The sequence below is a fragment of the Amycolatopsis sp. NPDC051061 genome, from assembly GCF_040682935.1.
In the GTDB taxonomy this organism is placed as follows: domain Bacteria; phylum Actinomycetota; class Actinomycetes; order Mycobacteriales; family Pseudonocardiaceae; genus Amycolatopsis.
This window is the reverse complement of the sequence record NZ_JBFBBZ010000001.1, coordinates 93,412-112,363: the sequence shown is the minus strand read 5'-3', so window position 1 is coordinate 112,363 and position 18,952 is coordinate 93,412. Positions and strand designations below refer to the sequence as shown.

At 70.5% G+C, this 18,952-nt stretch carries 15 protein-coding genes and 1 pseudogene; 11 read left to right on the top strand and 5 right to left on the bottom strand.

Annotated elements, in window-relative coordinates; all coding sequences use genetic code 11:
* Nucleotides 1–41 precede the first annotated feature (41 nt).
* A complete protein-coding gene (locus AB0N03_RS00525) occupies nucleotides 42–1,298 on the top strand; it encodes an aminotransferase class III-fold pyridoxal phosphate-dependent enzyme (RefSeq protein WP_364363086.1) in 1,257 nt (418 codons plus the stop codon).
* A gap of 2 nt (nucleotides 1,299–1,300) precedes the next feature.
* Nucleotides 1,301–1,798 carry a DUF3830 family protein gene (locus AB0N03_RS00520; RefSeq protein WP_364363083.1) on the top strand — a complete coding sequence of 166 codons (498 nt, stop codon included), beginning with the start codon at nucleotides 1,301–1,303 and terminating at the stop codon, nucleotides 1,796–1,798.
* Nucleotides 1,799–2,337: 539 nt separating this feature from the next.
* Here the strand turns inward: AB0N03_RS00520 and AB0N03_RS00515 are convergent.
* Entirely contained in the window at nucleotides 2,338–3,159 is an 822-nt protein-coding gene (locus AB0N03_RS00515) for an aldo/keto reductase (protein ID WP_364363080.1), read from the bottom strand.
* A 194-nt stretch (nucleotides 3,160–3,353) separates the two neighbouring features.
* Between AB0N03_RS00515 and AB0N03_RS00510 the strand changes: the two genes are divergently transcribed.
* The 6 genes from AB0N03_RS00510 (at nucleotide 3,354) to AB0N03_RS00485 (ending at nucleotide 9,053) form a co-directional block, all read left to right on the top strand.
* Nucleotides 3,354–3,506, top strand: coding sequence for a multicopper oxidase domain-containing protein (locus AB0N03_RS00510; RefSeq protein WP_364363077.1), 153 nt, complete (start codon nucleotides 3,354–3,356; stop codon nucleotides 3,504–3,506).
* A gap of 91 nt (nucleotides 3,507–3,597) precedes the next feature.
* The gene (locus AB0N03_RS00505) at nucleotides 3,598–4,983 is read left to right on the top strand and encodes an FAD-binding oxidoreductase (RefSeq protein ID WP_364363074.1); all 1,386 of its coding nucleotides are present in this window, start codon (nucleotides 3,598–3,600) and stop codon (nucleotides 4,981–4,983) included.
* A complete protein-coding gene (locus tag AB0N03_RS00500; protein WP_364363072.1) occupies nucleotides 4,980–6,542 on the top strand; it encodes an acetolactate synthase large subunit in 1,563 nt (520 codons plus the stop codon). Before AB0N03_RS00505 ends, AB0N03_RS00500 begins: the two co-directional genes overlap by 4 nt.
* 43 nt (nucleotides 6,543–6,585) lie before the next feature.
* Nucleotides 6,586–7,386 carry an SAM-dependent methyltransferase gene (locus AB0N03_RS00495; protein WP_364363070.1) on the top strand — a complete coding sequence of 267 codons (801 nt, stop codon included), beginning with the start codon at nucleotides 6,586–6,588 and terminating at the stop codon, nucleotides 7,384–7,386.
* 5 nt (nucleotides 7,387–7,391) lie between these two features.
* Nucleotides 7,392–8,195 carry an SAM-dependent methyltransferase gene (locus tag AB0N03_RS00490; RefSeq protein ID WP_364363068.1) on the top strand — a complete coding sequence of 268 codons (804 nt, stop codon included), beginning with the start codon at nucleotides 7,392–7,394 and terminating at the stop codon, nucleotides 8,193–8,195.
* 51 nt (nucleotides 8,196–8,246) lie between these two features.
* Nucleotides 8,247–9,053 carry an SAM-dependent methyltransferase gene (locus AB0N03_RS00485; RefSeq protein WP_364363066.1) on the top strand — a complete coding sequence of 269 codons (807 nt, stop codon included), beginning with the start codon at nucleotides 8,247–8,249 and terminating at the stop codon, nucleotides 9,051–9,053.
* On the opposite strand, the gene AB0N03_RS00480 is transcribed toward AB0N03_RS00485, so the two are convergent.
* On the bottom strand, nucleotides 9,050–10,465 hold the full coding sequence (locus AB0N03_RS00480; RefSeq protein ID WP_364363064.1) for an MFS transporter: 1,416 nt from the start codon (nucleotides 10,463–10,465) through the stop codon (nucleotides 9,050–9,052). The two genes, AB0N03_RS00485 and AB0N03_RS00480, sit on opposite strands and share 4 nt — an antisense overlap.
* An 86-nt stretch (nucleotides 10,466–10,551) precedes the next feature.
* Nucleotides 10,552–11,006, bottom strand: a pseudogene (locus AB0N03_RS00475) (DUF3761 domain-containing protein).
* An 80-nt stretch (nucleotides 11,007–11,086) separates the two neighbouring features.
* On the opposite strand from AB0N03_RS00475, the gene AB0N03_RS00470 reads away from it, so the two are divergent.
* The 3 genes from AB0N03_RS00470 to AB0N03_RS00460 all read left to right on the top strand — a co-directional run bounded on the left by AB0N03_RS00470 (nucleotide 11,087) and on the right by AB0N03_RS00460 (nucleotide 14,980).
* Nucleotides 11,087–12,142: a sensor histidine kinase gene (locus AB0N03_RS00470; protein ID WP_364363062.1), complete on the top strand. Its 1,056-nt coding sequence runs from the start codon at nucleotides 11,087–11,089 to the stop codon at nucleotides 12,140–12,142.
* A gap of 7 nt (nucleotides 12,143–12,149) precedes the next feature.
* On the top strand, nucleotides 12,150–12,815 hold the full coding sequence (locus AB0N03_RS00465) for a response regulator transcription factor (protein WP_364363060.1): 666 nt from the start codon (nucleotides 12,150–12,152) through the stop codon (nucleotides 12,813–12,815).
* 113 nt (nucleotides 12,816–12,928) lie between these two features.
* The gene (locus AB0N03_RS00460) at nucleotides 12,929–14,980 is read left to right on the top strand and encodes an MMPL family transporter (protein ID WP_364363058.1); all 2,052 of its coding nucleotides are present in this window, start codon (nucleotides 12,929–12,931) and stop codon (nucleotides 14,978–14,980) included.
* A 1-nt stretch (nucleotide 14,981) separates the two neighbouring features.
* On the opposite strand, the gene AB0N03_RS00455 is transcribed toward AB0N03_RS00460, so the two are convergent.
* Together AB0N03_RS00455 and AB0N03_RS00450 are read right to left on the bottom strand one after the other, a co-directional pair.
* On the bottom strand, nucleotides 14,982–16,514 hold the full coding sequence (locus AB0N03_RS00455; protein WP_364363057.1) for a hypothetical protein: 1,533 nt from the start codon (nucleotides 16,512–16,514) through the stop codon (nucleotides 14,982–14,984).
* Nucleotides 16,515–16,607: 93 nt separating this feature from the next.
* Nucleotides 16,608–18,833, bottom strand: coding sequence for a GH92 family glycosyl hydrolase (locus AB0N03_RS00450; RefSeq protein WP_364364221.1), 2,226 nt, complete (start codon nucleotides 18,831–18,833; stop codon nucleotides 16,608–16,610).
* Nucleotides 18,834–18,952 lie beyond the last annotated feature (119 nt).

Below are 18,952 nucleotides of genomic sequence, written 5' to 3'. Positions count from 1 at the left end.
ACAATCGACAACCCGCTCAACCGACCTAGGAGCACGCTGCCATGGCCCAGCTATCTCCGCTGCTCAAGCAGGCAACGCCCGTCGTGGTCGACCACGGTGAAGGGGTTTACCTCTACGATGTCGACGGCAAACGCCACCTCGACTTCACCGCCGGCATCGGCGTCACGAGCACCGGGCACTGCCACCCGCACGTCGTGCGCGCGGCGCAGGAGCAGATCGGCAAGCTCGTCCACGGGCAGTACACGACGGTGATGCACCGGCCCCTGCTCGAGCTGACCAAGCGCCTCGGCGACGTCCTGCCCAGCGGGCTCGACTCGCTCTTCTACTCGAACTCGGGCAGCGAGGCCGTCGAAGCGGCGCTGCGGCTCGCACGACAGGCGACGAAGCGCCCGAACGTCATCGTCATGCAGGGCGGCTTCCACGGCCGGACCGTCGCGGCGGCGTCGATGACGACGTCCGGGACGCGGTTCAGCGCCGGCATCGGTCCGCTGATGGCGGGCGTGCACGTCGCGCCCTTCCCCTACGCCTACCACTACGGCTGGGACGAGCAGACCGCGACGAAGTTCGCGCTGCGCGAGCTGGACTACCTGTTCCAGACGGTCAGCGCCCCGAACGAGACCGCCGCGATCTTCGTCGAGCCGGTGCTCGGTGAAGGCGGGTACGTCCCGGCGAACACCGAGTTCATGGCGGGGCTGCGCGAGCGCGCGGACCGGCACGGCATCCTGCTCGTCCTCGACGAGATCCAGACCGGCTTCGGCCGCACCGGGAAGTTCTGGGGGCACGACCACTTCGACGTCTCGCCCGACATAGTGCTCATCGCGAAGGGCTTGGCCAGCGGCTTCCCACTGTCGGGCATCGCCGCTTCGCAGGAGCTGATGGCGAAGGCGCTCCCAGGCTCGCAGGGTGGCACGTACGGCGGCAACGCCGTCTCGTGCGCCGCCGCGATCGCGACCCTGGAAGTCATCCAGCAGGAGAACCTGGTGGAGAACGCCGCCGAGCGCGGGAGCCAGCTGCTCGAAGGCGCCCGGGTGATCGCGGACAAGACGCCGGCGATCGGCGAGGTGCGCGGGCTCGGGCTGCTCGTCGGCTCGGAGTTCACCACCGCCGACGGCGAGCCGGACGCCGCGACCGCCGCGACCGCCCAGCAGACGGCGTCGAAGAGTGGCCTGCTGCTGCTCACCTGCGGCCCGTACATGAACGTCGTGCGCATGGTGCCGCCGCTGATCGTCAACGCCGAGCAGGTCGACGACGCGCTGCGCATCTGGGGCGACGTCGTCGCGTCCGTCACGGGGAGCTGAGCATGGCCCGCTACATCACGATCACCCTCGACAAGCGCGGGGTCTCCTGCCGGGCCCGGCTGCTCGACAACGAGGCGCCGCGCACCTGCAAAGCGGTGTGGGACGCGTTGCCGCAGAGCGGTTCGGCCTACCACGCGAAGTACGCACGCAACGAGGTCTACACGCTCGTGCCGCCCTTCGCGGCGCCCAAGCCCGGACGGGAGAACCCGACGATCACGCCGATCCCCGGCGACGTCGTGTACTTCGGTTTCGAAGCCTGGGAGATCGGCAACCCCGCGTACGGCTACGAAGAGGACAGCGAGGCGCACGGCGACCAGGGCGCGACCGACCTCGCGATCTTCTACGGGCGCAACAACCTGCTGATCAACGGCGACGCGGGCTGGGTGCCCGGCAACGTGTTCGCCACGATCGAGGAGGGCCTCGCCGAGATGGCGGCGGCCGCGCAGGACCTGTGGCTGCGGGGAGTCGAGGGCGAGACGCTCTCCTTCGCCCGAGCCTGAATCCCTTACCCGGCAAGGGGACGCCGGGTGCAGTCACCGCACCCGGCGTCCCCTTTCATCTGCGCGCGGCCACCCGAAAGAGTGATCATCACGAGTTCACCTTTCGTGGCCGGTGATCACCGGATCGAGCTACCGGAGTGCCCAGGATGCCGGATCAAGGGGGAAATTACCGACAGTGAGATTCCCCTCGATCGTTACCCATAGTGGTGGACCGCCGGACAGGGCACCCCGGCGTCGAACACGAAGGGATTACGTGTTTAGCATGGGAAGATTCCGCGGCGCCCGAGTCACCCGAGAATGGCTCTTTGACAGCTCGCCAGCACGGTGAAAACCTGCTTTCGCTCCCCACGGGAGCACTCCAGGGAAATCACGTTTCATTCATCAAGGAGCCATTCCATGCAGATGTTCGTCCAGCACGCCCACTACTGCCACGACATCATCACCGGCACGCTGGCGCACCTGGCGCACATTCTCGGCCGGCTCGTCTGAGCCGCACGAAACACCGGAGCCTGGCCGCGGGAAACCGCGGCCAGGCCGTTTCACCCCAGTTCGCCCAGTCGCGCGAAATCGTCGTCGGAAATCGTCACTCCGGCCGCGCCGCAGTTTTCCTCGAGATGCGCGATCGACGACGTCCCGGGAATCGGGAGCACCACCGGCGACCGGCGCAGCAACCAGGCGAGGGACACCTGGGCGGGTGTCGCGCCGAGACCGGCCGCGACCTTTCCGAGCACCCCACCCGCCGTCGCGTGGTCACCGCGTGCGATCGGCAGCCACGGCACGAACGCGATCCCTTCGGCCTCGCAGTAGTCGAGGACGTCGTCGGAAGCGCGGTCGGTCAGGTTGTACCGGTTCTGCACGCTCGCGATGGGTGCGACGGCTCGCGCTTCCGCGAGCTGCGCGACGCTGACCTCGGACAACCCGATCCGAGCGACCTTGCCCTCCTCGCGCAGCCGGGCGAGCGCGCCGACCTGGTCGGCGAGCGGGACCTGCGGGTCGAGCCGGTGCAGCTGCAGCAGGTCGAGGCGCTCGACACGCAGGCGCCGCAACGAGAGTTCCGCCTGCTGCCGCAGGTACTCGGGCCGGCCGAGCGGCACCCATTCACCCCGGCCCGGGCGCGCGTGCCCGCACTTCGTCGCGATGAACAGCCCTCGGTACGGGTGCAGTGCGTCGGCGAGCAGTTCCTCGTTCAGTCCCAGGTCGTAGGCGTCGGCGGTGTCGAAGAACGTGACGCCGAGCTCGGCCGCCCGGCGCGCGACCGCGGCGGCACCGTCGGGGACGTGGTCCCACTCGGTGAGCCGCATGGCGCCGAACCCCAGCCGCCGCACGGAAACGCCGCCGTCGAAGGTGTACGTCGATGTCATGCCGGGAAGCTTCGCCCGGCGGAGAGTCACCCACCAGAGATTTAGCCTGAACTAAATCCAAGTCCGTAATTGCCTGATCACTGAGCACGAAGGCCGTCCTGCAGCCGGCTGAACCAGTCAGCCGCGAAGTCGGACAGTCGTTGCGCGGCAACGGAAACGTAAGCACCCTCGCACCGGACCAGGCTCAGGGTGCGGTGAAGCAGAGATCGACCTCGCCGGCACGCAGAGCGCGCGGCCACGGAGTCCGACGGCTACGTCGCCGACGGCTACCGGGGCGGTACATGTTCCCCTGCCACAACGCGGAGCACGAGGACATGGGCATGATGGCCACCTTCGAGACGACGTGAACCGCTAATGTGAAAATTCTTCATAGCGGCGTACCGGCGGTACGTACTACGCTGCGGTAACCACAGCAACGGCGCGGAGGAGAGACTGTCGATGGGCGACGTGGCAGCACAGCTGGCCGAGATCGTCGGAGACAAGAACCTGCTGACCGGCGAGGCGATCTCCGAGGACTACGCGCACGACGAAGCGTTGACCGCGGAGCCGCAGAAGCCTGCGTACGTGGCGAAGCCGGCAACCGCGGAAGAAGTCGCGGAGCTGCTGAAGGCCGCGACAGAACACAACGTGCCCGTGACAGCGCGCGGCTCCGGAAGTGGACTCTCCGGTGCCGCGCAGCCGTGCGAGGACGGGCTGCTCATCTCTTTCGAGCGGATGAACCAGGTCCTGGAAGTCGACACCGGGAACCACGTCGCGGTCGTGCAGCCGGGCGTCACGCTCGCCGAGCTCGACGCCAAGACCGCCGAGGCCGGGCTCAGCTACACCGTCTACCCCGGTGAGCTGAGCGCGAGCGTCGGCGGGAACGTCGGGACCAACGCCGGCGGGATGCGGGCCGTCAAGTACGGCGTCACCCGCAACAACGTGCTCGGCCTGCAGGCCGTCCTGCCGACCGGCGAAATCCTCCGCACCGGCGGCAAGACGGCGAAGATCTCCACCGGCTACGACCTCACGCAGCTGATCATCGGCTCCGAAGGCACCCTCGCGCTGGCCACCGAGATCACCGTCAAGCTGCACCCGCGGCTGTCCCACGGCGCCACGGTGCTCGCCCCGTTCGGCGACCTCGCCCAGGTGATGGCCGCCGTGCCCGCGATCCTCTCCAGCGGGCTCGCGCCGCACATCCTCGAGTACATCGACAACCTGACGATGGCCGCCATCGTCTACAACGAGAAGCTCGAGCTCGGCGTCCCGGACAAGATCCGCGAGACCAGCGAGGCCTACCTCGTCGTCGCGCTGGAGAACCGCGAGAGCGGACGGCTGCACGAGGACGTCGAGACGGTCGGCGAGCTGCTCGGCGAACTCGGCGCGACCGACGTCTACGTCCTCGAAGGGCCCGCCGCGCGCAAGCTGATCGAAGCGCGCGAGAAGGCCTTCTGGACGGCGAAGGCGGCCGGCGCCGACGACATCATCGACGTCGTCGTGCCGCGGACCGCGATGCCGGAGTTCATCGCCGAGGCGCGCAAGCTCGCGATGGCCGCGGGCGGCGGCGCGCTCGGCTGCGGACACGCCGGCGACGGCAACGTCCACTTCGGGATCTTCTGCAAGGACGCCGGCAAGCGCAAGCAGCTGCTGACCGACATCTTCGCGTACGCCATGGAGCTGGGCGGCGCGATCTCCGGCGAACACGGCCTCGGCCGCACCAAGGTGGGCTACCACCAGGCACTCGAAGACCCGGCGAAGATCGAGCTGATGCGCCGGATCAAGCAGAGCTTCGACCCCGCCGGGATCCTCAACCCCGGCGTTCTCTTCCCCGAAGGAACCGCATGAGCGAGCTGAACGGCGCCCAGTCCCTGATCCGCACGCTGGTCGACGCCGGTGTCGAGGTGTGCTTCGCCAACCCCGGCACGTCGGAGATGCACTTCGTCGCGGCGCTCGACACCGTGCCCGAGATGCGGGGCGTGCTCGCGCTGTTCGAAGGCGTCGTCACCGGCGCCGCCGACGGGTACGCGCGCATCGCGGACAAGCCCGCCGCGACGCTGCTGCACCTCGGCCCGGGCCTCGGCAACGGCCTGGCGAACCTGCACAACGCGCGGCGCGCGCACACGCCGATCGTCAACGTCGTCGGCGACCACGCGACCTACCACAAGCAGTACGACGCGCCGCTGGAGTCGGACATCGAGGCCGTCGCGGGCTCGCTGGAAGGCTGGGTGCGCCGCTCGGAGCACACCAAGGACGTCGGAGCGGACGCCGCCGCCGCGGTCGCCGCGTCGCAGGACGCGCCCGGCCGCGTCGCGACGCTGATCCTGCCTGCCGACGCTTCGTGGGGCGAAGGCGGCGAGACGTGCGCACCGGTCCCGCCGCGCGTGCCGCAGGCCGTCGACGCGACCACGGTCAAGGACGTCGCCGCGGTGTTCGGCACCGGCGAATCGGTGGCGCTGCTCATCGGCGGGGCCGCGTGCCGCGAAGAAGGACTGCGCGCGGCGAGCCGGATCGGCGCCGCGACCGGCGCGAAGGTTTTCGTCGAGACGTTTCCGTCCCGTCTCGAGCGTGGCGCCGGGCTGCCGACGATCGAACGGCTCGGCTACCTCGCCGAGCAGGTCACCTACCAGCTCGACGGGGTCAAGCACCTCGTCGTCGCGGGCACGAAGGCGCCCGTGTCGTTCTTCGCCTACCCGGGCAAGCCGAGCGACCTGGTGCCCGACGGCGCCCAGGTGCACAACCTCGCCGCAGTCGGCCAGGACGTCACGCGCGCGCTGAACGAGGTCGCCGCCCTCGTCGCCGCGGACACCGAACCCGTGCTGGCGCCGGCGTACCGGCCCGCGCTGCCCAGCGGTCCGCTGACCCCGCAGAACTGGGTCGACGTCATCGGCGCGCTGCTGCCGGAGAACGCGATCATCGCCGACGAGGCCAACACGTCCGGTCTGCTGCTCCCGACGGCGACGGCGGGCGCGCCGCGGCACGACGTGCTGACGCTCACCGGCGGCGCGATCGGTTACGGCATGCCGGTGGCCACCGGCGCGGCGGTGGCGGGACGGGACCGTCCCGTCCTGAACCTGCAATCGGACGGCAGCGCGCTCTACACGATCTCCGCGCTGTGGACGCAGGCGCGGGAGAACCTGAACGTCACGACGGTGCTGCTCAACAACCGCGCGTACGCGATCCTGCGGATGGAGCTGCAGCGCGTCGGCGCGGCGTCGGGCGGCCCGAAGGCGAACGACCTGCTCGACCTGTCGCGGCCGGACATGGACTTCGTGAAGATCGCCGAGGGCATGGGCGTGCCGGCGACGCGCGCGACGACCGCCGAAGAGCTCGCCGAGCAACTGCAGCGCGCCTTCGCGGAACCGGGACCGCACCTCATCGACGCGGCGGTGCCGCCGCTGCTCTGACCCCGCTATCCTCGCCGTCACACCTGAGCCCCGGGAGCGGCGGATGAGCGAAGACGAACACGCGAAGCGGGGCATCGACCTCGAAAGACCGAACGCGGCGCGCGTGTACGACTACATGATCGGCGGCGAGCTGAACTACGCCGTCGACCGGATGTTCGCCGACCGGATCCTGGGCGTGCTCCCGAACGCGCGGCACATGGCGCTGGTCAACCGGGCGTGGCTGCGCCGCGCGGCGCGGTTCGCGGCGGAGCAGGGCATCCGGCAGTTCCTCGACATCGGCTCGGGGATGCCGACGGTCGGGCACGTGCACGAGGTCGTCCAGGCGATCGACCCGACGTCGCAGGTCGTGTACGTCGACAACGAGCCGATCGCGGTCGCGCACAGCGAGATCGTGCTGGAAGGCAACGACAACGCGGCGATGGTCCAGGCCGACGCCGAGTACCCGGACGAGGTGCTGGAGCACCCGACCACCGAGGCGATGCTCGACTTCAGCCGGCCGGTGCTGGTCATCATGGCGGCGTGCGTGCACTTCATCCCGGACGAGCGCGACCCGGCCGGCCTGATCGCCGCCTACCGCGACGTCCTCGCGCCGGGCAGCTACCTCGCGCTGTCGTCGGGCACGTGGGAGGGGCAGGGCGAGGAGTCGCAGCGTTCGGTGTCGCTGTACGAGAAGAGCGGCACGCCCCTGACCCTGCGTTCCCCCGACCAGCTGCGGGCGCTGGTGAAAGGCTTCGAGATCCTGCCGCCCGGCGTCGTGTTCACGCCCGAGTGGCGACCGGACGGGCCGCTCGAGGACCCGCCGGAGCAGTCGGGCGGGCTCGCCCTGGTAGCCCGCAAGGACTAGCGCCGATGACCGACGACCACACCCAGCGCGGAATCGACTTCGACAAGCCGAACGCGGCGCGCGTGTACGACTACCTGATCGGCGGCAAGCTCAACTACGCCATCGACCGGATGTTCGCCGAGCAGATCCTGGCGGTGCGGCCGGAGTCCAAGGAGCTGGCCCTGATGAACCGGCGCTGGCTGCGCCGGGCCGTCCGCTTCGGCGCCGAGCAGGGCATCCGCCAGTTCCTGGACATCGGCTCGGGCATGCCGACCGTCGGGCACGTGCACGAGGTCGTCCAGGCGATCGACCCCGCGTCGCGCGTGGTGTACGTGGACAACGAGCCGGTCGCCGTCGCACACAGCGAGATCGTGCTGAAGGACAACGAGAACGCCGAGATGGTGCAGGCGGACGCCGAGGTCCCGGACGACGTCCTCGAGCACGAGACCACCGAGATGCTGCTGGACTTCGACCAGCCGGTCATGCTGATCATGGCCGCGTTCGTGCACTTCGTCCCGGACGAGCGCGACCCGGCCGGGCTGATCGCCGCTTACCGCGACGCACTCGCGCCGGGCAGCTACCTGGCGCTGTCGTCGGGCACGTTCGAGGGCCAGGGCGAAGAGGTCCGGCGCGCGGCGGAGATGTACCAGAAGAGCGGTACGAACGTGGTGGCCCGCTCGAAGGACGAGCTGCGGGCGTTGCTCGACGGCTTCGAGCTCGTGGCGCCGGGGATCGTGTTCACGCCGGAGTGGCGGCCCGACGACCCCGCCGACGTCGGTGAGCACCCGGAGCTGGCGAGCCAGCTCGCCCTGGTGGCGCGCAAGAACTGAGGATGTCTCACGTCGGCTATTCTCGCCGTCACACCGGATCTTGGAGCGGCCATGAGTGAAGACGAGTACGCGCGGCGCGGCATCGACCTCGACAAGCCGAACCCCGCGCGCGTGTACGACTACATCCTCGGCGGCCGGCTCAACTACGCCGTCGACCGGATGTTCGCCGATCAGGTGCTGGCCGCGCAGCCGAACGCGCGGGAGCGCGCGCAGCTGAACCGGCAGTGGCTGCGCCGGGCCATCCGGTTCGGGATGGACCAGGGCATCCGGCAGTTCCTCGACATCGGCTCGGGCATGCCGACCGTCGGGCACGTCCACGAGGTCGCGCACGCGATCGACCCGACCGCGCGCGTCGTCTACGTCGACAACGAGCCGGTCGCCGTCGCGCACAGCGAGATCGTGCTCGAGGACAACGAGAACGCGGTGATGGTGCACGCCGACGCCGAATTCCCGGACGACGTCCTCGAGCACGAGACCACCGAGATGATGCTCGACCTCGACCAGCCGGTGATGGTCGTGATGGCGCTGTTCGTGCACTTCATCCCGGACGAGCGCGACCCCGCCCGGCTGATCGGCGCCTACCGCGACGCGCTGGCGCCCGGCAGCTACCTGGCGATGTCGTCGGCGACCCCGGAGCAGCAGAGCGACGGCACCGCCCGCGCCGTCGCGATGTACCAGAAGAGCGCGAACCCGGTGACGCCCCGCACGGCCGACGAGCTGCGCGCACTCGTGGACGGCTTCGAGCTCCTCGACCCGGGCGTCGTCTTCATCCCGCAGTGGCGGCCGGACGACCCGGCGGACGTCCCGGCGAACCCGGCCGAATGCGGCGGTCTGGCCCTGGTGGCCCGCAAGAACTAAGCGACGCCGACCAGCTCCGGCGCCACCCGCGTCTTCGGCACCAGCCCGGCCAGCAGCACGCCCGCCAGCGCCGCGAACGCCGCCACGGCGAACGTCGCCCGGAAGCCGAACAGCGACGGCACGCTCAGGCCGCCGACGGTGATCGTCAGCTGGGCCAGCATCGCCGCCATCACCGCGCTCGAAATCGCCGTGCCGACCGAGCGCATCAGGGAATTCAGGCCGTTCGCGGACGCCGTTTCGGTGACCGGCACCGAGCCCATGATCGACGCCGGCATCGCCGCGTACGCGATCCCGACGCCGGCACCGATGATCACCGACGCCGTGATCACCTCGGCCGCGTTGTCCATCAGCACGATCGCGAACAGGTACCCGACGGCGATCACCAGCGCGCCGCTCATCAGCGTCGGGCGCGGGCCGAAGCGGTTGATGAGCCGCGCCGACACCGGCGAGAGCACCATCATCACCAGGCCGTTCGGTGCGAGGGACAGCCCGGACTCCACCATCGTCTGGCCCAGCCCGTACCCGGTCGACGCCGACGCCTGCAGCAGCTGCGGAAACGACAGCGCCATGGCGTACATCGAGAACCCGACCATGATCGACGCCAGGTTCGTGAACAGCACCGGCCGCCGGGCGGAGACGCGCAGGTCGACCAGCGGGTCGCGGCGCCGCAGCTGGTAGGTGCCCCAGCCGGCCAGAATGACGACGGCCGCCGCCGCGAACCCCAGCGTCGGCGTGCTGGTCCAGCCCCACGTGGCCCCCTTGACCACCGGCAGCAGCAGGCAGACCAGGCCGGCGGCCAGCCCGAACGCGCCGAAGAAGTCGAACCGCGCGGGCGTGCGCAGCGGCGACTCCGGCACGAACTTGAGGATCAGCAACGCGAAGAAGAGCCCGAGCGCGCCGGCCATCCAGAAGAGCACGTGCCAGTCGGCGTTCTCGGCGACGACGGCCGCTACCGGCAGCCCGATCGCGCCGCCCACCCCGAGCGTCGCGCTCATCAGCGAGATCGCGCCACCGACGCGTTCGGGCGGGAGCTCGTCGCGCATGATGCTGATGCCGAGCGGGATGACGCCCATCGCGCAGCCCTGCAGCCCGCGGCCGAGGATCTGGAACGCGAGCGCGCTCGTCGTCGCCGAGACGACCGAACCGGCGATGAGCAGCGCGAGGCTGACGAGGATCATCCGCCGCTTGCCGTAGAGGTCGCCGAGCCGCCCGCTGACCGGGGTGATGACGGCCGCCGCCAGCAGCGTCACGGTGATGACCCACGACGCGTCGGCCGCCGAGGCGTTCAGCAGCCGCGGGAACACCGGGATGAGCGGCACGACCAGCGTCTGCATGAACGACGCGACCAGCCCGCACGAGGCGAGCACCACGACGATCGCCCGGCCGGACCGTCCGGGATGGGACACCAGCACACCCCCGGTGGGTAATTAGTACGCATCATGCAACTTCACGCACTGTACCCACGCCCCGGGCGTTTTCCGCTCGATTGGTGTTCTCGTCACAACCAGGTGCGCACGCCTCCGTGGCCGGAGCAGGTGCCGGAGCGGTGCTGGCTGTAGCTGTACGTGCCATCCTTGCAGAGCGCCGTCGCGCCGGACGGGTTGTCGCTGGGCCGGTGGACGCAGTTGCCGCTCGAGTTCACGTAGTAGTCCGCGCCGCATTCGGCCGGTTTCGGCGCGGCGTGCGCGGTGGTTTTCGGTGCTGCCTTGGGCTTGGCGGCGGTCGTCTTCGGCGGCGGGGCGACAGCCTGCTCCGTGGTGGCGACCGGCGCTTCGGAAGTCGTGGTGACTGGCGTTTCCGTCGTGACCGGAGCGAATACGCCGGCGTCGAATACGTCGACGTCGGGGCGTCGAGAACACCGACGCTGCCCGAGTCCTTGACCTGCGGAGCACCGGCGCCACAGCCCGCGACCAGCAGGCCCGCGGCCAGGATCCACCCCAGTTTCTTGTTCACGAAAACTCCCTTGGCATCACGAACCAATGCCGCGTAATCGCTCGCCCGGAACCGTTTGTTACGCCGTTAAACTCGGACGCATGCGGCGTTACCTACCCGAGTCCGCGATCACCGTCGCGGTGCTCGCCGGTTCGCTGTTCGCCGTCCTGAACGACGGCGCGAAGCCCGCCCACCACGCCGCGCTCGGCTGGGTCCTGACCGTCCTCGGCTGCGCCGCGGTCTTCTTCCGCCGGCAGTACCCGCTGAGTGTCGCCGGGTTAACGCTCGTTTGCTGCGCCCTCTACTACCCGCTCACCGATCCCGACGGTCTCGTCCTGCTGGCCTTCGCCTACACCCTCTACAACGCCGCCGCGGCCGGGCGGATCCGCGGGGCCGCGCTGCTCGTCGTCGCCGCGATGGCGGGCGTCGCCGCCGGGGAGATCAGCTCGCGGACCGGGCGGCACGTCGACAACTTCGCGTTCTTCCTGATGACCGGCTGGTTCGTCGCGCTCGTCGCCGGCGGCGCGGTCGCGCACTACCGCGCCGAGGCCGAACGCACCAAGGAGGCCGAAGCCCGGGCGCGCGCCACCGACGAACGCCTGCGCATCGCTCGCGAACTGCACGATGTCCTCGGCCACCACCTCGCGCTGATCAACGTCCAGGCCGGCGCCGCACTGCACCGCCGTGATCCCGCGCAGGCCGAGGATGCCCTCGGCGCCATCAAGGACGCCAGCAAGACCGCACTCCAGGAGTTGCGCGCGACGCTCGGCATGCTCCGCCAGACCGAGCCGAGCCTGTCGCGGGTAGCAGAGCTGGCCGAATCCGTCGGTACCTCCGGGCTGACCGTGCGCACCGAGATCGACGGCGTCGCCCGGGACCTGCCGCCGGACGTCGAGCACGCCGCGTTCCGCGTGGTGCAGGAAGCGCTGACGAACGTCGCGAAGCACGCCGGCGCGAAGACCGTCGTCGTCCGGCTCGGCTACGGCGCCGACGCGCTGTCCGTGCAGGTCGACGACGACGGGCGCGGCGGCGACGCCCCGCCGGGCACCGGGATCCGCGGCATGGCCGAACGCGCGCGGGCGCTCGGCGGCGAGCTGACCGCGGCCCCGCGCGAAGGCGGCGGCTTCCGGGTGCGCGCGCGGCTGCCGGTGCGATGATGAGCCGATGATCCGGGTCCTGCTCGTCGACGACCAGCGGCTGGTCCGCGCCGGTTTCCGGTCCATTTTGGACGGGGAGGACGACATCGACGTCGTCGCGGAGGCCGCCGACGGCCGCGAAGCCCTGCAGGCCGCGCACGACCACCACCCGGACGTCGTGCTGATGGACATCCGGATGCCGGTGCTCGACGGCCTCGCCGCCACCCGGCACCTGCTCGAAGACCCCGCGGTACACAGTAAGGTCGTCATCCTTACAACGTTCGACCTCGACGAGGACGTCTACGGCGCCCTGCGCGCGGGCGCGAGCGGGTTCCTGGTCAAGGACACCGAGCCCGAAGAGCTGATCCACGCCGTGCGCGTGGTCGCCCGCGGTGACGCGCTGCTGGCGCCGTCGATCACCCGGCGGCTGATCTCGGAGTTCGCCGCGCGCGTCACGCGCCCGTCGCCGGCTCCGGCGCTCGACCGGCTCACCGACCGCGAGCGCGAGGTGCTTTCCCTGGTCGCGGCCGGGCTGTCGAACGACGAGATCGCGCGCGAGCTCACGCTCAGCCCCGCGACAGCGAAGACGCACGTCAGCCGCATCATGACGAAGACCGGCATGCGCGACCGCGCGCAGCTCGTCGTCCTCGCCTACGAGTCCGGCGCGGTGACGCCGAGGTGGCTCACCCCCTAGCCGTACTCCCGCAGGGGTACGGGAAGTGCCCTAAGGGACACCGCCGGGAGCACGTCAAGTGTCCTCCGCCGCTCGACGCGGAGTAGGGCCCTCGCGGCGAATCCTTGTCCCCCATGGACACCATCACTCGCCCCGCTGGGGGAAGGCCGGCCCGCGTGGCCGGCTGGGCGCAGCGCCACCGGTGGCTCGCCGTCGCACTCTGGGCACTGGTCCTCATCGGCGTCACGTTCACCTCCCGTCTCACCGGCAGCGCGTTCCACGACGACAACTCGCTGCCCGGCACCGAGGCACAGCAGGTCGTCGACCTCCTGAAGAACACCGCGCAGTCCGGCGCGACCGCGCAGATCGTCTTCAAGGAGGACAACGGGCTTGCGACCCAGCGCGCCGCGGTCGAAAACACTCTGGGAAATGTCCGATTGCAGCCGCACGTGCGGTCGGTGACCGGGCCGTTCGAGACGCTGTCACCCGACGGCCGGATCGGCTACGCCACCGTCACCTTCGACGCGGCCTCGGCCGACCTCCCGTACGACGACATCGTGAAGTTCGCCGACACCGCGAAGCAGGCCGGACCGGTCGAAGTCGCTCTGGCCGGCGATCCCCTCGAGCGGATCGCGGAGGGCGGCGGGCCCGCGGAAGGCGTCGGGCTGCTCGCCGCGCTGGTCATCCTCGTGTTCCTGTTCCGTTCCCTGCTCGCGGCCGGGTTGCCGGTGATCACCGCGGTGTTCGCCGTGGGCAGCACGCTGGGCGTGATCACGGTCGTCTCGCGCTACGTCGACATCGCGAGCTACACCTCGCCGCTGATGATGCTGGTCGGGTTCGGCGTCGGCGTCGACTACGCGCTGCTGATCTTCTCCCGCTACCGGAGCGAGATCCTGGCGGGGTACGACCGCGACGCGGCCGCCCGGCGGGCGCTCGACACCGCCGGCCGCTCGGTGCTGTTCGCGGGGACGACGGTGATCATCGCGTTGCTCGGCCTGCTCGCGCTCGGGCTCGGCGGGCTGCGCGGGGTGGCACTGGCCGTCGCGCTCACCGTCCTGATGACCATGCTCGCGTCGGTCACGCTCCTGCCGGCACTGCTGTCGCTGTTCGGCAAGCGGCTCGAACGCGGCATCCGCAAGCACGCCGCCGAGCGCGACCACGGCAAGGCGTGGCGACGGCTCGCCGATGGCGTCCAGCGGCGCCCGCTGGCTCCGCTCGCCATCGGCTTGATCGTCCTCGTCGGACTCTCCATCCCCGCCGCGGGGATGCGGCTCGGGTTCGCCGACGCGGGCACCGACCCGGCCGGCTCGACGACGCGCCACGCGTACGACCTGCTGGCCGAGGGCTTCGGTCCGGGCTTCACCGGGCCGCTCGCGGTCGTCACCGAAGACGGCGATCCCGTCGCGTTGCAGCAACGGCTCGCCGTGACGCCGGGGATCGCGCGGGTGCTGCCGCCGACGGGCCCGACCGTTCTCGTCTTCCCGTCGACGTCACCGCAGGACGCGGCGACGGCCGCACTGGTGACGCGCCTGCGGACCGACGTCCTGCCGGCCCTGCCCGGCCACTACCTGGTCGGCGGCTCGGTCGCGGCCGCGACGGACTTCGCCGACGCCGTCGCCGACCGGCTGCCGCTGTTCGTGCTGGTCGTCGTCGGGCTGTCCGCGCTGCTGCTGATGGTCGTTTTCCGGTCGATCCTCATCCCGCTCAAGGCGGCGCTGCTGAACCTGCTGAGCATCGGCGCGTCGCTCGGCGTGATGACGCTGGTGTTCGGCGACGGCTGGTTCGGCGCGCAGCCCGGTCCGATCGAGGCGTTCGTGCCGGTGATGATCTTCGCGATCGTGTTCGGGCTGTCGATGGACTACGAGGTGTTCCTGGTGTCGCGCATGCACGAGGAGTGGCGGCGAACCGGCGACGCGCGGCTCGCGGTGCGCGAAGGCCTCGCGTCGACCGGCGGCGTGATCACCGCGGCCGGCGCGATCATGGTGCTGGTGTTCGGCGCGTTCCTGCTCGACCCGTCCCGGATGCTGGCGCAGTTCGGCCTCGGCCTGGCGGTCGCGGTGCTGCTGGACGCGCTGGTGATCCGCTGCCTGCTCGTCCCGGCGATCATGCGGCTGCTCGGGGAACGCGCGTGGTGGCTGCCGCGGTGGCTGGACCGTCGCCTGCCGCACCTCGCGCTGGAGCCGTGACTCAGAGCCGCTTCGCCACCGCGGCCGCCAGGCTCCGCGCGGGGGCGCACAGGTCCTCCGGCCGCGCGTCGCTCTTGTCGACGTCGACCACCGCCAGCTCGTTGGTCCGCTGCCCCCGGGTGTCGACGTAGCTCTGGTAGACGATGGTCACGGTGCAGCTGGTGTCGCCGCGCTCCTGCGGTTGTACCCGGGCGGTGTACTTTCCCAGCTGCAGCGGTGTCCCCGGCTGCCGGATCTCGGTGGCGGTCCGGTCGAAGAGGACCTTCACCAGCCCGGGCCGGTCGGTGTAGCTCCAGTCGCACGCCCAGTTCGCGAACTGGGGGATCCGCTCCACCGGCCCGGTCCCGAGCGCCTCGGTCGTCGCCGCGGTGTCCAGCAACGCGCAGGCGTCCTTGCCCGCCAAGGAACCCGCGGGAAGCTGGCGCCGCGGCACTTGGTCGTCGCCCAGGGCCTTCCGGGCGCGGAGGGCGGCCGTTTCGGCCATCCCGCAGAAGTCGTGCGTTCCCGCGGGGTCGCCGTCGGCGCCGACGACCAACTGGGTGCCGACGTCGGGCAGGAGCAGGACCCTGGTGCAGTGGCCCGGTTCGGCGGGTGGCCGCTGAAGGCCGAACCCGCCGTCCCACTGGACCGGCAAGGGATCCGCGGCACCGGTGGCGAACTCGACGCTGACGTCGATGTAGTCCGCGCGGTCCCCGGACGGGTACACCAGGGCGTCGCAACGGTTGAAGTTGCCGTAGTCGTCCGACTGCTCGACCACGCCGTAGCCGCCGAGTGCGTCGGGGAAGGTCACCGCGCAGGGATCCGCGGTGCGGGGCGCGCCCACGATCGACTCGCCGGGCGCGGCCGGCGGACTCGTGGGCCAAAACACCAGGTAGGCGACGGCGAGGAGCACGACCGCCGCGAACCCGGCCACCAACGGAATTCGCGGGTTCACGGCGGTCCGTGCCCGCTTCGGCGGGTAGGGGTGGTCCGGCCGCGCGATCCAGGCCCGCTCCCGGGTTTCCTTCACCTTGACCTTGATCCGCCGGTAGGTGTCGGCGTCCGCGGCCGCACTGGCCCGGACCACTTCGGCGTGGAACCAGGCGGAGGTGCCGACGACCAGTACGCCCTCGGACCTGGCAAGCGCTTTCTTCAGCGCTCGCGCGTCGAGCAGGCGGGCCGCCGTGATGATCGCCGGCGACGTCACGCCGTGTTCGCTGGAGGCGACTTCCCCAGCGCTCAGCGCCATCCGGACCCGCATCCACGCCTGTTCCCGGTTCGCCGTGTTGTGATCGCGGATCGCCGCCGCGAGGACGCGCGGGAAACGCTCGACCAGGAACGACTTGCCGGCGTCGGCGGGAACGAGGACGAACCAGCCGTCACCGTTGTCCTGCCGGCGCAAGCCGTCCCACCGCACGCCGGCATCGCGGAACGCGGTGTCCAGCGCCTGGCTCAAGCCTTTCTTCAGCGCGAGTCGGTCGTCATTCGTCCGTTCCTTCGCACCGTATCCTTCGACGTCGATCAGGAAGATCGTCTGATGAACGGATGCTGTCACCTCTCCAGAACTCCCTTGTGCCGTGGCAGGAAAATCGAGACAGTACCTGCCGCGGCGCGGTTGCTGGATGCATTCAGCCCGATCGGGTGACGGTCAGCTCCCCCAGCTGGTCGGCGTCTCGGACAGCCGGAAGTCCAGGCTTCCGCCGCGCAGGAAAGAGGCGTCGACCTTCCAGTCGCGCTGCGGCTTTCCGCCACGGCGGACGTCCCGGACGTACTTGCCGCCGCCCGACGTCGTGATCCGGATCGGCGCGCCGCCCGCCGGCCGGACCACCGCACCCGGGAACAGCGGGCTCGACAGCAACAGCTCGCCCGAGCCGGGCGTCCGCGGATAGATCCCGAGCGCGGCGAAGACGTACCAGGCGGACATCGTGCCGAGGTCGTCGTTGCCGGGCAGCCCGGACGGCCCGGTCGTGTAGACGGAGTTCACCAGCTGCCGCACGGTTTCCTGCGTCTTCCACGGCTGCCCGAGCTCGTCGTACAGCCACGGCGCGTGGATGTCGGGCTCGTTGGTCGGGTCGTACTTGAGCGGTCCACCGCCCTTGAGCAGCCAGTTCCCGTTGGCATCGTGGAAGAAGCCGTCGAGCCGGGTGACGGCGGTCGTCTTGCCGCCCATCGCGTCGGCGAGCCCGGAGACGTCCTGCGGGACCATCCAGGTGTAGGCGGCCGCGCTGCCCTGCGCGAAGCCGCGGTCACTCGCCGGGTCGAACGGCGTCACCCAGCTGCCGTCGACGTTGCGGGCCTGCGCGTAGCCGGTCTCCGGGTTGAATACGTTCAGCCAGTAGGCCCCCCGGGCGCGCAGCTCCGCGGCTTCGCTCGTGCGCCCGAGCTGGTCCGCCCAATGTCCGAGTGCCGAGTCCGCGACGGAGTCTTCGAGCGTCTCGGCCGCCCCGCCCCAGCAGTGGCAGACGTCGTTCGGCGCGTAGTGGGACGCCTCGTACTGCGTAAGGTTCGGCCGTTGGCCGACGCACTGGCCCGGGCAGCCGCCGTCCTGCAGTCCTTCCGGCCGCGGGACCGTCGCCTGCTGGTACAGCGAGTCGAACGCGCCGTGGTAATCGAAGTTGCGGACGCCCATGGCGTAGAAGGTCGCGAGCGTCGCCGCCGACGGGTCGCCGGTCATGACGTGCGTCGCGCCGTTGACGTGCACCCAGCGATCCCAGACACCGTCGTTCTGCTTCGCGTAGTTGTAGAGCGACTGCGCGAAGTTCCCGGCGACGCGGGGTTCGAGCAGCGCGAGCAGCTGGATCTGCGCGCGGTACTGGTCCCAGCCGGAGAAGTTGGAGTACTGCGCGTCCTGCCCCCGTTCGACGCGATGGGGCTTCCGGTCCATCCCGAGGTACTGGCCGTCGACGTCGCTGACGAGGTTGGGCTGCTGCAGGCTGTGGTAGAGCGCGGTGGTGAAGACGATGCGCTGGCTCGCTGTACCACCCTGGATGGCGATGCGGTTCAGCTCGGCGTTCCAGGCCTTCCGGGTTTGCTCCGCGATCGTGTCCACAGTGGACTCCTTGGACTGCTCGGCCCGGAGATTGCGCTCGGCGCCTTCGAGGGAGACGTAGGAGATCGCGATCCGCATGGTGACCTTGCTGCCGGGCGCGAAGGTGACGTAGCCACCGGAACCGCGGCCGGCGCGGTCCTTGCCAGTCGCGTAGCCCTCGCCGCCGGCCTGGTCAGTGCCGCCGGGCTGCAGCGTGGCGTCCTTCCACGTCCCGGTGCCGGTGACGGGCTGGTCGAACCGCGCGGTGAAGTACAGGCGGTAGTAGGACTTGCGGTTGTTGACGCCGCCGTTCGCCCGGCGGCCGCAGAAGGCACCGGTGAGGACGGAGCCGGTGACCTCGCGGTTCGCCGCGTCGATGTGGGTCTCGGCGTCCTCGCTGCCGTTGAGGGAGTTCGAGGTGCGGAAGAGCAGACTGGCCGGCTTGCCCGTCGGGTACCGCACGGTGCCGATCGCGGTCCGTTCGGTGGCCGCGACGTCGGTCGTGACGGCGTCGGCCAGGCCGAGACGGTACCGTCCTGGCGTTGATGCCTCGTCCGCGTGGCTGAAGTCGCTCGCGTAGATCGCGTCGGTGGTGTCGGCGGTCGGCGAGGAGGTGACGTCGCCGGCGAAGGGCAGGATCGGCACGTCGCCTGCGGCGCCGGGGTTGCAGCCAGCGCCGTTAACGTGCGTTAACGCGAACCCGCGGACGCGAGTGGCGTCGTACTGGTAGCCGTTGGCGGCACCGGTCGACGTCTGGTCGCCGCGGGTGCTGGTCGGGCTCCACGAGAGCATCCCGAAGGGCGCGGTGGCGCCGGGATAGGTGTTCCCGTCCCCGGCGGAGCCGATCAGCGGATCGACGAAGTCGGCGGGCTGAGGCCGGCGGCGGCCGACATCGTTGTCAACGTCGAGGCGAGCAGGGCGGCGGCGAGGGCCACCGTGACGGGACGGCGCATGGGCGGAGATTA

Excerpts from the sequence above, each read along its gene's own strand:
- AB0N03_RS00460 (WP_364363058.1), top strand. The coding sequence starts at position 12,929 with ATGGACACCATCACTCGCCCCGCTGGGGGAAGGCCGGCCCGCGTGGCC.
- AB0N03_RS00525 (WP_364363086.1), top strand. The coding sequence starts at position 42 with ATGGCCCAGCTATCTCCGCTGCTCAAGCAGGCAACGCCCGTCGTGGTC.
- AB0N03_RS00505 (WP_364363074.1), top strand. The coding sequence starts at position 3,598 with ATGGGCGACGTGGCAGCACAGCTGGCCGAGATCGTCGGAGACAAGAAC.
- AB0N03_RS00470 (WP_364363062.1), top strand. The coding sequence starts at position 11,087 with ATGCGGCGTTACCTACCCGAGTCCGCGATCACCGTCGCGGTGCTCGCC.
- AB0N03_RS00515 (WP_364363080.1), bottom strand. The coding sequence starts at position 3,159 with ATGACATCGACGTACACCTTCGACGGCGGCGTTTCCGTGCGGCGGCTG.
- AB0N03_RS00500 (WP_364363072.1), top strand. The coding sequence starts at position 4,980 with ATGAGCGAGCTGAACGGCGCCCAGTCCCTGATCCGCACGCTGGTCGAC.
- AB0N03_RS00520 (WP_364363083.1), top strand. The coding sequence starts at position 1,301 with ATGGCCCGCTACATCACGATCACCCTCGACAAGCGCGGGGTCTCCTGC.
- AB0N03_RS00485 (WP_364363066.1), top strand. The coding sequence starts at position 8,247 with ATGAGTGAAGACGAGTACGCGCGGCGCGGCATCGACCTCGACAAGCCG.
- AB0N03_RS00465 (WP_364363060.1), top strand. The coding sequence starts at position 12,150 with ATGATCCGGGTCCTGCTCGTCGACGACCAGCGGCTGGTCCGCGCCGGT.
- AB0N03_RS00495 (WP_364363070.1), top strand. The coding sequence starts at position 6,586 with ATGAGCGAAGACGAACACGCGAAGCGGGGCATCGACCTCGAAAGACCG.
- AB0N03_RS00490 (WP_364363068.1), top strand. The coding sequence starts at position 7,392 with ATGACCGACGACCACACCCAGCGCGGAATCGACTTCGACAAGCCGAAC.